At 60.2% G+C, this 12642-nt stretch carries 12 protein-coding genes and 1 other RNA gene; 9 read left to right on the top strand and 4 right to left on the bottom strand.

What is annotated here, in order from left to right; all coding sequences use genetic code 11:
- Window positions 1-35: 35 nt before the first annotated feature.
- Complete coding sequence (locus JK232_RS11755) at window positions 36-206, bottom strand: AcrZ family multidrug efflux pump-associated protein (protein WP_072926173.1); 171 nt, start codon at window positions 204-206, stop codon at window positions 36-38.
- A gap of 169 nt (window positions 207-375) precedes the next feature.
- On the opposite strand from JK232_RS11755, the gene modE reads away from it, so the two are divergent.
- From modE to gpmA, 7 genes are all read left to right on the top strand, one after another.
- Window positions 376-1167 carry a molybdenum-dependent transcriptional regulator gene (gene modE / locus JK232_RS11750; RefSeq protein ID WP_072926175.1) on the top strand — a complete coding sequence of 264 codons (792 nt, stop codon included), beginning with the start codon at window positions 376-378 and terminating at the stop codon, window positions 1165-1167.
- A gap of 122 nt (window positions 1168-1289) precedes the next feature.
- Window positions 1290-2759 (top strand): molybdate ABC transporter ATP-binding protein ModF, encoded by a 1470-nt coding sequence (gene modF / locus JK232_RS11745; RefSeq protein WP_212589242.1) that lies wholly within the window; start codon window positions 1290-1292, stop codon window positions 2757-2759.
- A gap of 412 nt (window positions 2760-3171) precedes the next feature.
- Window positions 3172-4215: a galactose-1-phosphate uridylyltransferase gene (gene galT / locus JK232_RS11740; protein ID WP_072926178.1), complete on the top strand. Its 1044-nt coding sequence runs from the start codon at window positions 3172-3174 to the stop codon at window positions 4213-4215.
- Window positions 4216-4219: 4 nt separating this feature from the next.
- Entirely contained in the window at window positions 4220-5368 is a 1149-nt protein-coding gene (galK, locus tag JK232_RS11735; RefSeq protein ID WP_101828729.1) for a galactokinase, read from the top strand.
- Window positions 5362-6399: a galactose-1-epimerase gene (gene galM / locus JK232_RS11730; RefSeq protein WP_212589241.1), complete on the top strand. Its 1038-nt coding sequence runs from the start codon at window positions 5362-5364 to the stop codon at window positions 6397-6399. Before galK ends, galM begins: the two co-directional genes overlap by 7 nt.
- A gap of 155 nt (window positions 6400-6554) precedes the next feature.
- Window positions 6555-6887, top strand: a complete 333-nt coding sequence (locus tag JK232_RS11725; protein WP_072926183.1) for a PsiF family protein — start codon at window positions 6555-6557, stop codon at window positions 6885-6887.
- A gap of 229 nt (window positions 6888-7116) precedes the next feature.
- Window positions 7117-7869, top strand: a complete 753-nt coding sequence (gene gpmA / locus JK232_RS11720) for a 2,3-diphosphoglycerate-dependent phosphoglycerate mutase (RefSeq protein WP_072926185.1) — start codon at window positions 7117-7119, stop codon at window positions 7867-7869.
- A gap of 106 nt (window positions 7870-7975) precedes the next feature.
- On the opposite strand, the gene aroG is transcribed toward gpmA, so the two are convergent.
- Complete coding sequence (gene aroG, locus JK232_RS11715) at window positions 7976-9028, bottom strand: 3-deoxy-7-phosphoheptulonate synthase AroG (RefSeq protein ID WP_072926186.1); 1053 nt, start codon at window positions 9026-9028, stop codon at window positions 7976-7978.
- Window positions 9029-9397: 369 nt separating this feature from the next.
- On the opposite strand from aroG, the gene JK232_RS11710 reads away from it, so the two are divergent.
- Both JK232_RS11710 and zitB read left to right on the top strand, forming a co-directional pair.
- Complete coding sequence (locus JK232_RS11710; RefSeq protein ID WP_072926188.1) at window positions 9398-9772, top strand: protein YbgS; 375 nt, start codon at window positions 9398-9400, stop codon at window positions 9770-9772.
- Window positions 9773-9975: 203 nt separating this feature from the next.
- Window positions 9976-10923 (top strand): CDF family zinc transporter ZitB, encoded by a 948-nt coding sequence (gene zitB, locus JK232_RS11705; protein WP_212589240.1) that lies wholly within the window; start codon window positions 9976-9978, stop codon window positions 10921-10923.
- 35 nt (window positions 10924-10958) lie between these two features.
- On the opposite strand, the gene nadA is transcribed toward zitB, so the two are convergent.
- Together nadA and JK232_RS11695 are read right to left on the bottom strand one after the other, a co-directional pair.
- Window positions 10959-12020, bottom strand: coding sequence for a quinolinate synthase NadA (gene nadA / locus JK232_RS11700; protein ID WP_212589239.1), 1062 nt, complete (start codon window positions 12018-12020; stop codon window positions 10959-10961).
- Window positions 12021-12359: 339 nt separating this feature from the next.
- A non-coding RNA gene (locus JK232_RS11695) (RtT sRNA) lies at window positions 12360-12491 on the bottom strand.
- Between the last annotated feature and the right edge of the window lie 151 nt (window positions 12492-12642).

The following is a 12642-nucleotide window of genomic DNA, read 5'->3' as shown; positions in this document are numbered from 1 at the left end:
CCCGGCACAAGGGCCGGGCGGGGTCATACGGGGCGTTAGTGGCGGGCGCCGGCCTGTGTGTTGCCGTTGCGGCTCTCTTTAGGATGCCCGATCTTCGAGAAGACGTTGAACACCGACCCCAGGCCATAAATCAGGCCGAGGATAATCGCCATCACCACCGGCACCATCACGATGGCAAATACCAGACTCTCTAACAATTCCAACATTTTCGCCTCACTTAGCTGTGCGTTATGCGGCACATGCCGCGCGCGTCATGCACCGATAATAGCAATGATTGCGCGCCGGGGCGTTAGCAATTCACCAACCGCCGCGGTTTGCCTCACTGCCTTCAATCAGCGACAATCCTTTTTTCCTCTTCCGCTGCTGGATGACGACATGCACGCTGACATTTTGCTGACCCTGAAACTTGACCAACACCTGTTTGCCGACCCGCGCCGCATCGCCCTGCTGAAGCAGGTGCAGGCCACCGGCTCCATCAGCCAGGGGGCGAAACTGGCGGGCATCAGCTACAAGAGCGCCTGGGATGCGATCAATGAGATGAACCAGCTGGGCGAACAGACGCTGGTGGAGCGCGCCACCGGCGGCAAAGGCGGCGGCGGGGCCACGCTGACGCGTTACGGCCGGCGGCTGATCCAACTCTATGACCTGCTGACCCAGATTCAGCAAAAAGCGTTTGATGTGCTCAACGATGACGCCCTGCCGCTCGACAGCCTGCTGGCGGCGGTGGCGCGTGTCTCGTTGCAGACCAGCGCCCGTAACCAGTTTTTCGCGACCGTGGTCGATCGCGGCCACCAGCATGTGCAGCAACAGGTGCAGTTGCTGCTGGCGGACGGGCAGACCCGGTTGCTGGCGGCCTTGACGGAGCAGAGCGCCGACCGGTTGCAGTTGCAGCCGGGCAAAGAGGTGCTGGCGCTGATCAAAGCGCCGTGGGTAACGCTGGCGGCAGCCGGGGCGCCCGCCCCGGCCGGCAGCAACCAGTTTGCGTGCGTGGTCAGCAGCCTCAATCCCGGCCAGGAGAACAGCGAAGTGCTGCTGACCTTTGCCGGTGAGGAGACGCTCTGCGCCACGGTGCCGAACGCGCAGGTCGCCGCGCTGGCGCTGGCACCGGGCCTGGCGGTGGCCGCGCAGGTGCAACCGGATCAGGTGATTATTGCCACGCTGTGCTGATTGCGTTTATTTATCAGATAGTTGCATTTTCAGCGTTAACAGTTTGCAGATTTGTCAATTGACTTCACCCGGACAGCCGCTTATCCCTAACCCAAACTGGTTGCACAAAAAGGGATACTACCATGTCGTCATTGCAGATTACGCAAGGCCTGTTCCGCCTGAGCGATACCCGCACCCTTCACCTGCCGGATCTGCGCCTGAACGCCGGGGAGAGCTGGGCGTTTGTCGGGGCCAACGGCAGCGGCAAATCGGCGCTGGCCCGCGCGCTGGCCGGGGAGCTGGTGCAACTGGCCGGCTCCCGCCACAGCGACTTCACCCAGGTTGCCCGCCTCTCCTTCGAACAGCTGCAAAAGCTGGTGAGCGAAGAGTGGCAGCGTAACAACACTGACCTGCTGAGCGCCGATGAGGATGACACCGGCCGAACCACCGCCGACATCATTCAGGAAAACCACCGCGACCCGGCGCGCTGTGCGGCGCTGGCGGCACAATTCGGCATTACGCCGCTGCTGGGCCGCCGCTTCAAATACCTCTCTACCGGCGAAACACGCAAAACGTTGCTGTGCCAGGCCCTGATGGCCGCCCCGGACCTGCTGATCCTTGACGAGCCGTTTGACGGGCTGGATGTGACGTCACGCGGCCAGCTGGCTGCGCTGCTCGGTACGCTGTCGCAACAGGGCATTACGCTGGTGCTGGTGCTGAACCGCTTTGATGAGATCCCGGCGTTTATCGCGCAGGTCGGGGTATTGGCCGACTGCCACCTCACCACCACCGGCCCCCGCGCAGAGGTGATGTCTCAGGCGCTGGTGGCGCAACTGGCGCACAGTGAGCAGCTGGCGGGGCTGGCCCTGCCGGAGACCGAGGAGCCGCAGCGCCGCCCCACCCTGCCGCCGGATCAGCCGCGGATTGTGCTGCGCCACGGCGTGGTCTCCTATAACGACCGCCCGATCCTCAACGGCCTCGACTGGCAGGTGAACCCCGGCGAGCACTGGCAGATTGTCGGGCCGAACGGGGCGGGCAAATCCACGCTGCTGAGCCTCGTCACCGGCGACCACCCGCAGGGCTACAGCAACGACTTAACGCTGTTCGGCCGCCGGCGCGGCAGCGGGGAAACCATCTGGGACATCAAAAAGCATATCGGCTACGTCAGCAGCAGCCTGCATCTGGAGTATCGCGTCAGCGCCAGCGTGCGTACGGTGATCCTCTCCGGCTTCTTTGACTCCATCGGCATCTATCAGGCGGTGTCCGACCGCCAGCAACAGCTGACCCAGCAATGGCTGGCGCTGCTCGGCCTGGACGGCGCAGCGGCCGAGGCGCCGTTCCACAGCCTCTCCTGGGGGCAACAGCGGCTGGCGCTGATTGCCCGCGCGCTGGTGAAACACCCGGCACTGCTGATCCTCGACGAGCCGTTACAGGGGCTGGACCCGCTGAACCGCCAGCTGGTGCGCCGCTGGATCGATGTGCTGATTGGCGAAGGGGATACGCAACTGCTGTTTGTGTCACACCACGCGGAAGACGCGCCGCAGTGCATTACCCACCGGCTCAGTTTTGTGCCGGACGGCGACAGCTACCGCTACCCGATTGAGCCACTCTGACGCATAAGGGGCATGCCTGCCCCGTTGCCCTGTTCAGGCTGCCCGCCAAGTGGAAGCGATTACACTTCACGGCAGCCATGCTGTTCCGCCCATCACGTCGCTTAACGCCTGATGCCCGCCCCACGCTTTTTCAGCCAAACACCTGCTGCTTTTTCACCGGGGCTTATGCTAGGCTTTCCGGTGTAAGCGATTCCATTTTTAAAGCCTGGATCACCTTTTCCTGCGCGCGCCCATGCTATCTTTCAGCAGATTTTGCGACAGAAAAGCGCGAGCCGTGATGGCTGGAAGTGGAAGCGATTACACCTCGTGCGCCGGCAGGCGGTGCTCCCTGTTGCTGTTCCCTGTTATGCCCCTGGGCCAGATGCCCTGATGGCGACCCTCAGGGCCGTTCGGATTAAGGAAGGTTTACGTTATGTCGATTTTTAACCCGGTTGATCATCCGCATCGCCGTTACAACCCGCTGACCGATCAATGGATCCTGGTCTCCCCACACCGTGCCAAACGCCCGTGGCAAGGCCAGCAGGAATCCCCGGCGCTGGAAACGTTACCGAGCCATGATCCCGATTGTTTCCTCTGCCCCGGCAACACCCGCGTCACCGGCGATGTGAACCCGGATTACCCGGACACCTATGTGTTCACCAATGACTTTGCCGCGCTGATGCCGGACACCCCGGCCGCGCCGGAGAGTGAAGACCCGCTGATGCGCTGCCAGGGCGCACGCGGCACCAGCCGGGTGATCTGCTTCTCGCCTGACCACAGCAAAACCCTGCCGCAGCTCTCGCTGGAGGCGCTGGAGGCGGTGGTGAAAACCTGGCAGGAACAGAGTGCTGAGCTGGGCAAAACCTACCCGTGGGTGCAGGTGTTTGAGAACAAAGGCGCGGCGATGGGCTGTTCCAACCCGCACCCGCACGGCCAGGTGTGGGCCAACAGCTTCCTGCCGAATGAGGCGGAGCGCGAAGACCGGTTGCAGCGTGATTACCTGCAACAGTACGGCTCCCCGATGCTGGTGGATTATGTGCAGCGTGAGCTGGCCGACGGCAGCCGCACGGTGGTTGAGACACAACACTGGCTGGCGGTGGTGCCCTACTGGGCGGCGTGGCCGTTTGAGACGCTGCTGCTGCCGAAAGCCGCCGTGCTGCGCCTGACTGACCTCACGGACGACCAGCGGCGCGATCTGGCGCTGGCGCTGAAAAAACTCACCAGCCGTTATGACAACCTGTTCCAGTGCTCCTTCCCCTACTCGATGGGCTGGCACGGCGCGCCGTTTACCGACGGCGACCACGCGCACTGGCAGCTGCACGCCCACTTCTATCCGCCGCTGTTGCGCTCTGCATCAGTGCGCAAATTTATGGTCGGGTACGAGATGCTGGCAGAAACCCAGCGTGACCTGACCGCTGAACAGGCCGCTGAGCGTCTGCGTGCCGTCAGTGACATCCATTACCGTGACGCGGAGTGATTCCATGAGCCTTAACACCACAACCCAACAGATTTTCGAGCAGACGTTCGGTTACCCGGCGGCGCTGACCGTCAAGGCCCCCGGCCGCGTCAACCTGATCGGTGAGCATACCGACTATAACGACGGCTTCGTGCTGCCGTGCGCCATCGACTATGAAACGGTGATCAGCTGCGCCAAACGTGACGATCACCAGATCCGCGTGGTGGCGGTGGATTATGACAACCAGCAGGACCAGTTCTCCCTCGACGCACCGATCCTCAGCAGTGACGACCTGCCGTGGGCTAACTATGTGCGCGGGGTGGTGAAACACCTGCACCAGCGCAGCCCCGGTTTTGGCGGGGCTGACCTGGTGATCAGCGGCAATGTGCCGCAGGGCGCGGGCCTGAGCTCCTCCGCCTCACTGGAAGTGGCGGTCGGCCAGGCGATGCAGGCGCTGTATAACCTGCCGCTGGATGGCGTGGCCCTGGCGCTGAACGGCCAGGAGGCGGAAAACCAGTTCGTCGGCTGCAACTGCGGCATCATGGACCAACTGATCTCCGCGCTCGGCAAGCAGGATCACGCGCTGCTGATCGACTGCCGCTCGCTGGAGACCCGCGCCGTGCCGATGCCGGACAACGTCTCGGTGGTGATCATCAACTCCAACGTCAAACGCGGGCTGGTAGGCAGCGAATACAACACCCGCCGCGAACAGTGCGAAGTGGCCGCGCGCTTCTTCGGCGTCAAAGCCCTGCGTGACGTTAACCCGGACATCTTCTTCCCGATTGCCGACGAGCTTGACCCGGTGGTATCACGGCGCGCACGCCACGTGATCACCGAGAACAACCGCACGCTGGCCGCAGCAGATGCGCTGGCCGCCGGCGACCTGAAGAAAATGGGCCAGCTGATGGCGGAATCCCATGCGTCTATGCGTGACGATTTCGAGATCACCGTGCCGCCTATCGACGCGCTGGTCGAGATGGTGAAAGGGGTGATTGGCGAGCGCGGCGGTGTGCGTATGACCGGCGGCGGCTTCGGCGGCTGTGTGGTGGCGCTGATGCCGAGCGAGCTGGTGGACGACGTCAAAGCCACGGTAGCGCGTGAGTATCAGGCCAAAACCGGGCTGAAAGAGACCTTCTACGTCTGCCGTGCGATGCAGGGGGCAAGCGTATGCTGAACCAGACCCCGGCACCGGACGGCCAGCCGTTCCGCCTGCATACCCTGCGCAATGCCCAGGGGATGACCATGACCTTTATGGACTGGGGCGCGACCTGGCTCTCCGCCGTGCTGCCGCTGGCAGACGGCACGGAACGCGAACTGCTGCTGGGCTGTGCATCCACCGATCGCTACCCGGTGCAGGAGGCCTATCTGGGCGCGACCGTGGGGCGTTACGCCAACCGCATCGCCAATGCGCAGTTGCAGCATGACGGCAAAACCTTCCCGCTTGCCGCCAACCAGGGCGCACACCAGCTGCACGGCGGCCCGGAAGGCTTCCATGCCCGCCGCTGGCTCTGCCTGGAGGCGGATGAGAAACAGCTGCGTTACCAGATCCAGTCGCCGGACGGCGACCAGGGCTTCCCCGGCAACCTCACCGCCACCGTGACGTACCGGCTGACCGACGATAACCGGCTGGAGATTGAGTACAACGCCACCGTGGACCAGCCCTGCCCGGTGAACCTGACCAACCACGCCTACTTCAACCTGGACGGCGAAGGCACGGATGTGCGCCGCCACCGGTTGCAGCTCTTTGCTGACCGTTTCCTGCCGGTCGACAGCGAAGGCATCCCGAGTGCCGGCCTGACCGACGTGGACAATACCGGTATGGACTTCCGCCAGCCTAAAACCCTGGCACAGGATTTCCTGAAAGACCGTGACCAGCAGCGGGTGAAAGGGTATGACCACGCCTACCTGCTGCGCCGTTCCAGCGGCGCGCTGGATTGCCCGGCCGCGCACCTCTGGTCGTCGGACGACAAGGTCAGGCTGAGTGTCTTCACCACCGCCCCGGCGTTACAGCTCTACAGCGGTAACTACCTGAGCGGCGTGCCGAACCGCAGCGGCGGCAGCTATGCCGCGTACGCCGGTGTGGCGCTGGAGAGTGAATTCCTGCCTGACAGCCCGGCCCACCCGGAGTGGCCGCAGCCTGATTGCTGGCTCGCCCCCGGCAAAACGTACCGCGCGACCACGGTGTACCAGTTCTTCGCGCAGTAATGCCTGTTCTGACGGGAGCGTTGCTCCCGTTTTTTTTCGTGTCTTTTCAGCAACAAAATGTGAGAACCGGCACACTCCCCGCTGAAATCCCGCCTTGCCCCCGTTCTGCCCTCTACGCTTAAAGCAGTGTCCCTTTTACCGCTCAAGGAGTGTTTATGCGTATTGCGTTCTATGGCTGTGCCTTTGCCCTGCTGTTTGCCGGCAATGCGCTGGCTGCCGGCCACTCGTCCGCCGTGCCCTCTTCGGTGCTGCGCGACCCTGATCAGCAAAAAATGACCGACTGCGAGCAGCAGGCCACCATGCAATCGCTCAAAGGGGAAGACCGGAAAAAATTCATGAGCCAATGCCTGCCTGCGCAGGTCAACCCAGCGAAAGAACTCACCCCGCACCAATTAAAAATGCAGGCCTGTAACCAGGACGCCGACAAGCAGGACATCACCGGCGATGCACGCAAAACCTTTATGAGTCAGTGCCTGTCCAGGCATTGATAACCGCTGAAAATGCCGGGACGCGCCCCTGCCGGCCGCGCCCCACCCCGCGTTTCATTTTCTTTGTGCCCTAAATTTCGTTATGGTGTAGGTCAACAGATTGTCCCCGCCAATGGGTTGGTGGAAAAAGACGCGGGCGACCGCGGCACAATCCGATTGTCGGCGTGATGGTCAGGCAATATAATGATAATTGTTATCATTAAAAATCAGGAAATTAAGGAGTTTAGCTATGGCTGTAACGAAGCTGGTGCTGGTGAGACATGGTGAAAGTGAGTGGAACAAAGAGAACCGCTTCACAGGCTGGAAAGATGTCGATCTTTCTGAAAAAGGCCGCACCGAAGCCAAGCAGGCAGGTCAGTTGCTGAAACAGGAAGGCTTCCATTTTGATTTTGCTTACACCTCGGTACTGAAACGTGCCATCCACACCCTGTGGAACATCCTGGATGAGCTGGACCAGCCGTGGCTGCCGGTGGAGAAATCCTGGAAACTGAACGAGCGCCACTATGGGGCGTTGCAGGGCCTGGATAAAGCAGAAACCGCGCAGAAATATGGCGACGAGCAGGTTAAACAGTGGCGCCGCGGCTTTGCCGTGACCCCGCCGGAACTGACCAAAGATGACGAGCGTTTCCCTGGCCACGACCCGCGCTACGCGAAACTGCGTGCTGATGAACTGCCGACCACCGAAAGCCTGGCGCTGACCATCGATCGCGTTATCCCTTACTGGACTGACGAGATCAAACCGCGCCTCGAAAGCGGTGAGCGTGTGATCATCGCTGCCCACGGTAACTCCCTGCGTGCGCTGGTGAAATACCTGGACAACATGAGCGAAGAGGAAATCCTCGAGCTGAACATCCCGACCGGCGTGCCGCTGGTGTATGAGTTCGACGAAAACTTCAAGCCGATCAAACACTACTACCTGGGCAATGCTGACGAGATCGCAGCGAAAGCCGCCGCCGTGGCCAACCAGGGTAAAGCGAAATAATTTTCTGACGCGAAAGGCATTTTTCTGCCGCAATCATGCAGAAATAAAAGCAGTCACACAGAAACAAAAACGGAGCCTTTCGGCTCCGTTTTTTTATGCCTGCGGTTTAGCCGCGGCGCGCCTGAACGGCGGCAGCCAACTGGCGCAGCACGGCGTCGGTGTCGTCCCAGCCGATGCAGGCATCCGTCACGCTCTGGCCATAGACCAGCGGTTCGCCGCTCTCCAGGCTCTGGTTGCCTTCCACCAGATGGCTCTCAATCATCACGCCCATGATGCTTGCGTCTCCCCCGGCAATCTGCCCGCTGACATCGGTCGCCACGTCCAGCTGCTTTTTGAACTGCTTGCTGCTGTTGGCGTGGCTGAAGTCGATCATGATGCGTGGCGGCAGGCCCGCTTTCTCCAGCCCGGCTTTCACCTCACTGACGTGTGCCGCGCTGTAGTTCGGCTCCTTGCCGCCGCGCAGGATGATGTGGCAGTCGGCATTACCGCTGGTGTTAACGATCGCGGAGTGGCCCCATTTGGTGACCGACAGGAAGCAGTGCGGCGCCCCGGCGGCGTTGATGGCATCAATCGCCACTTTGATCGTGCCGTCAGTACCGTTTTTGAAGCCCACCGGGCAGGAGAGGCCGGACGCCAGCTCGCGGTGCACCTGGGATTCCGTGGTGCGCGCGCCGATGGCCCCCCAGCTCATCAGGTCTGCCAGGTATTGCGGGGTGATCATATCCAGGAACTCACCGGCTGCCGGCAGGCCGGTGTCGTTAATCTCCAGCAACAATTTACGTGCCAGACGCAGGCCGTCATTAATCTGAAAACTGCCGTCCATCTGCGGGTCATTGATCAGCCCTTTCCAGCCCACGGTGGTACGCGGTTTTTCAAAATAGACGCGCATGACGATTTCCAGCGAATCCTTTAACTCTTCACGCAACGCCAGCAAACGGCCGGCATACTCTTTAGCAGCCTCCGGGTCATGGATGGAGCAGGGGCCAATCACCACCAGCAGACGATCGTCATTACCTTTCAGGATCTTATGGATAGCGCTGCGTGCGTGTGACACCGTTTCAGCCGCTTTGTCAGTGGCGGGAAATTTCTCTAACAGGGCAACCGGCGGCAGGAGTTCATTAATTTCTTTAATGCGTAAATCGTCGTTTTGATAATTCATAGCTGATCCATTCGGTATTCAAGAGGTGCGCACGCGGCATATCCGGATAAATTTATCGTCTCTGCCTGCGGCTGTAAACATAATTTAACACCCTCATTTTCCGAATGTCTGATTGATAACTGAAAATTATAATCTAGGCTTAAAGTATGCATGTAACAAAGCAATCCCCGCAGGCCACCGGCTTGCAACCCCGGTTTTCCCGGCGCGCCCGGCTAAGACGTTAGCCGAAAGCTCACTGTCCACAGTGTTTCAGATCGGTAGTGTTTCAGGATGGTGAAAACGCAGTGCCAGGGCCAATGATGGCCCGGCGGTCTGCCTTCGATGTTTCACTTAATCAGACTCACAGCATCATAAAATGGAGAAAACGTTATGAAAAAGCTCGCAGTGATTTTTCTGACCGCAACCATGGCTTTCGGTAGTGGCGCAGCGCTGGCTGCTGGTTCTTCTTCTGACAGCGGCTCTTCCTCGTCGAATAACGGCATGTCCAACCAGTCTGACGGCCCAGGTGCCAAAGAGAACCTGCCGCCGTCCAACGTGGACAACAGCCAGATCAATACCGGCTCCACTGACACCAGCGGCAATACCAGCATTGATAAAAGCAGCGGTGATCAGGGCAGCGGCGATACCAGCACCGCGACCGGCAGCACCGATGCCAATGAAGCGCATAAGGACACCATTTGTAAAGATGGCCGTTGCCCGGACCAGACCCCAGGGTCCCCTGAGGCTGACGCCACCTCCAAATAACCGGCTGTACCGCGCCGGTGACGTATCCTGCGGGGGGCCATGCCCCCTGTTTTCTTTTTTCCACCGCCCTTCTTTCCCCCCTTGCAACCTGCTCCGCTTAGGTTATGCTAACTTCCTATGTAACCCTCTGATATTCTTTGTTTTGTTATAACATGACACTCGCTGGCGGTGAGGTCAGCCCGTCATTTATTATAGGAATCTGTATGCCGCATTCTCATCATCACTCTCATGCCGGCCCGGAGACGGGCAACAGCAAGCGCCTGCTGTGGGCGTTTCTGGTGACAGCCGGGTTTATGGTCGCGGAAGTGATCGGCGGGCTGATCTCCGGCTCACTGGCCCTGCTGGCGGATGCCGGCCATATGCTGACCGACTCTGCGGCGCTGCTGATGGCGCTGCTGGCGGTGCGTTTCGCCCAGCGAAAACCCAATGCGCGCCACACCTTCGGTTACCTGCGGCTCACCACGATGGCGGCCTTTGTCAATGCTGCCGCCCTGCTGGTGATTGTGCTGCTGATCCTCTGGGAAGCGATCCAACGTTTTCTGACGCCACAGCCGGTGCTGGGCGGCACCATGATGGTCATTGCGGTGGCCGGGCTTATCGCCAACCTGGTGTCATTCTGGCTGCTGCACCGCGGCGAAGAGGAAGCCAATATCAACGTGCGGGCCGCGGCGCTGCATGTGCTGGGGGATCTGCTGGGGTCAGTGGGGGCGATTGTGGGGGCGCTGATCATTCTCTACACCGGCTGGACGCCGATCGACCCTATCCTGTCGGTGCTGGTCTCCTGCCTGGTGTTGCGCAGTGCCTGGGGGCTGCTGAAAGAGAGTTTCCATGAGCTGCTGGAAGGCACGCCGCATGAGATCGATATCGCGGCGCTGCAAAAAGATCTCTGCGGCAATATTCCTGAAGTGCGCAATGTGCACCACGTGCACGTCTGGCAGATTGGTGAACAACGGCTGATGACCCTGCATGTGCAGGTGATCCCGCCCCATCACCATGATGCGCTGCTGCACAGCATTCAGCACTACCTGCTGGACCACTACAACATTGGCCATGCCACGATTCAGATGGAGTACCAGCATTGCGACACGCCGGACTGCCTGATTAACGAGGCACCCGCCGCACAGGCGCATGCGCATCACCACCATCACTGACAAAAAAGCCACCGCAAGGTGGCTTTTTTTGGCGCTTACGCCGGGCTTTTCAGCGGTTTTTTCAGCCCGGCGGCAAAAGCCAGCATCCGGTTCAGCGGCTTCAGCGCCTGCTCACGCAACGCCGGGGCAACCTGGATCTCATGCTGCGCCCCACCCTGCTCCAGCGCGGCAGAGAGCGCCTGCAGGCCGTTCATCGCCATCCATGGGCAATGTGCACAGCTGCGGCAGCTCGCGCCTTCCCCGGCGGTCGGCGCTTCGAACAACTCTTTCTCCGGGCAGGCCTGCTGCATTTTGTAGAAGATGCCGCGATCGGTCGCGACAATCAGCTTTTGCTGCGGCAGCCGCTGGGCGGCCTGAATCAGCTGGCTGGTAGAGCCGACGGCATCCGCCATTGCCACCACGGCCTGCGGGGATTCCGGGTGCACCAGAATCGCCGCATCAGGGTGCAGCGCTTTCATCCGGCTCAGGGCCTGGGTTTTAAACTCATCATGCACGATGCAGGCGCCCTGCCAGCAGAGCACATCAGCCCCGGTCTGCTTGCGGACGTAATTGCCCAGATGCCGGTCAGGCGCCCAGAGGATCTTCTGCCCCAGGCTGTCGAGGTGCTCAATCAGTTCTACCGCGATGCTGGACGTCACCACCCAGTCGGCCCGCGCTTTAACGGCGGCAGAGGTATTGGCGTAGACCACCACGGTGCGGTCGGGATGCTGATCGCAAAAGGCGGCAAAGGCGTCATCGGGGCAGCCGAGGTCCAGCGAGCACTCTGCCTGTAGCGTCGGCATCAACACCCGTTTTTCCGGGTTAAGGATTTTAGCCGTTTCCCCCATAAACCGGACACCCGCAACCAGTAACGTCGTGGCCGGATGCTGGCTGCCGAAACGCGCCATCTCCAGCGAATCGGCAATGCAACCGCCGCTCTCTTCCGCCAGGGCCTGGATTTCCGGGTCGGTGTAATAGTGCGCCACCAGCACGGCATTTTGCTGTTTCAGCTGCGCCTTGATCTTTTCGCGATACGCTTGCTTTTGCGCCGTGGTCAACGGGGCAGGCTTGGGCGGAAACGGGTAAACATCCACATGTAAATCCAGCACGTCGCTCATGTCACTCTCTCAGGTCAGGCCGCACTATGGCGAACCGTCGCCTGCGTGCTTGCGTTTTATATGCTAAACAAAATAGCGGATAAAAAGCCTGATGTCGCTGGGAATCGCATCAACGATGGTGAAATTGTTTAGGGGAGTGATTTTAAAAGGGTAAAAATGGGGAAATACGGGTTTGACTCGCCCTTCGGGCAACGCTGCGCGTTGTCGTCTCGCTTCGCTCGGCTCGAACCTACGACCCATTGATTAAAAGTCAACTGCTCTAGCTAACGATTTGCCAGGGATTTAATGGTGAATCTAATTCGATGGTTGTTCTTACAGGATTGAAGTGCTGAGAGATGATGGTGGGTCGTGCAGGATTGACCCGGCCTCCGGCCTCGCCCTTCGGGCAACGCTGCGCGTTGTCGTCTCGCTTCGCTCGGCTCGAACCTGCGACCCATTGATTAAAAGCCAACTGCTCTACCCACTGAGCTAACGATTTGTCAGAGGTGGAGATTTTTTTTGAATGATTTTTTTGATGATGGAGATTACAGAATCGAGATGCTTTGAAATGATGGTGGGTCGTGCAGGATTCGAACCTGCGACCAATTGATTAAAAGTCAACTGCTCTACCAACTGAGCTAAC

The sequence above is a fragment of the Nissabacter archeti genome (assembly GCF_018257325.1).
Taxonomy (GTDB): Bacteria; Pseudomonadota; Gammaproteobacteria; order Enterobacterales; family Enterobacteriaceae; genus Chimaeribacter; species Chimaeribacter arupi.
The sequence above is the reverse complement of the archived record's forward strand: the minus strand, read 5'-3'. Positions and strand labels throughout refer to the sequence as shown.

Coding starts and splice junctions, on each gene's coding strand:
- JK232_RS11710 (WP_072926188.1), top strand. CDS start 9,398: ATGAAAAAGCTCGCAGTGATTTTTCTGACCGCAACCATGGCTTTCGGT.
- galM (WP_212589241.1), top strand. CDS start 5,362: ATGCTGAACCAGACCCCGGCACCGGACGGCCAGCCGTTCCGCCTGCAT.
- galK (WP_101828729.1), top strand. CDS start 4,220: ATGAGCCTTAACACCACAACCCAACAGATTTTCGAGCAGACGTTCGGT.
- gpmA (WP_072926185.1), top strand. CDS start 7,117: ATGGCTGTAACGAAGCTGGTGCTGGTGAGACATGGTGAAAGTGAGTGG.
- modF (WP_212589242.1), top strand. CDS start 1,290: ATGTCGTCATTGCAGATTACGCAAGGCCTGTTCCGCCTGAGCGATACC.
- modE (WP_072926175.1), top strand. CDS start 376: ATGCACGCTGACATTTTGCTGACCCTGAAACTTGACCAACACCTGTTT.
- zitB (WP_212589240.1), top strand. CDS start 9,976: ATGCCGCATTCTCATCATCACTCTCATGCCGGCCCGGAGACGGGCAAC.
- aroG (WP_072926186.1), bottom strand. CDS start 9,028: ATGAATTATCAAAACGACGATTTACGCATTAAAGAAATTAATGAACTC.
- JK232_RS11755 (WP_072926173.1), bottom strand. CDS start 206: ATGTTGGAATTGTTAGAGAGTCTGGTATTTGCCATCGTGATGGTGCCG.
- nadA (WP_212589239.1), bottom strand. CDS start 12,020: ATGAGCGACGTGCTGGATTTACATGTGGATGTTTACCCGTTTCCGCCC.
- galT (WP_072926178.1), top strand. CDS start 3,172: ATGTCGATTTTTAACCCGGTTGATCATCCGCATCGCCGTTACAACCCG.
- JK232_RS11725 (WP_072926183.1), top strand. CDS start 6,555: ATGCGTATTGCGTTCTATGGCTGTGCCTTTGCCCTGCTGTTTGCCGGC.